The following is a 579-nucleotide window of genomic DNA, read 5'->3' as shown; positions in this document are numbered from 1 at the left end:
GTTCCTGGTACTACTTCATAGCCAGTTGGTACTTGTAATGGAGTTTCTCCATTTCCGTTACCAATAGTTACGCTAGTTCCAGTCTTACCAGTTAAGATTTGAGGCTTTCCAACTGTCTTACCACCATCCACAAAGATGATCTTTCTAGTTTGTTCATTTGCTGTGTAGTTAAAGGTTACTGTTGAACTTTCAGTATCACCTGTAATTGCTACTTCTGGTGCGGCATTTGGATTAGTTACTGTGTATCCTGCTTCTTCTGGTGCTGGTACTTTATCAAACTTAGCTCCATCCAAGTTCCATGCACCGTAAGTTACTTCACCAGTTACTAAGTCTTTAGTAGCACTTCTGTGAAGAGTTGCAGTTTGCTTAGTATATTCACTAGTCTTACCTGCGATGTCAATATCAATTGTTCTAGTAATTGTCTTGTTTACCTTATCTGCTTGACTTGGATCGTTAGTTACATCCTTTGTTCCGTGTTCAATGGTTACATTGATTGGAGCTGGGTTTTCTGAACCAAATGTAATTGATGTTGGATATTTACCACTAATTACCCAACCTTCTGGTACGTGGTTCGCAATA

At 39.2% G+C, this 579-nt stretch carries 1 protein-coding gene; it reads right to left on the bottom strand.

Translation table 11 applies throughout. The features are described 5' to 3' along the window. The coding region (locus tag H5R88_RS02200) for a mucin-binding protein (RefSeq protein ID WP_445666899.1) at positions 1–579 on the bottom strand (579 nt) is incomplete at both ends.

It is taken from the genome of Limosilactobacillus agrestis, assembly GCF_014145585.1.
GTDB lineage: Bacteria > Bacillota > Bacilli > Lactobacillales > Lactobacillaceae > Limosilactobacillus > Limosilactobacillus agrestis.
The sequence above is the reverse complement of the archived record's forward strand: the minus strand, read 5'-3'. Positions and strand labels throughout refer to the sequence as shown.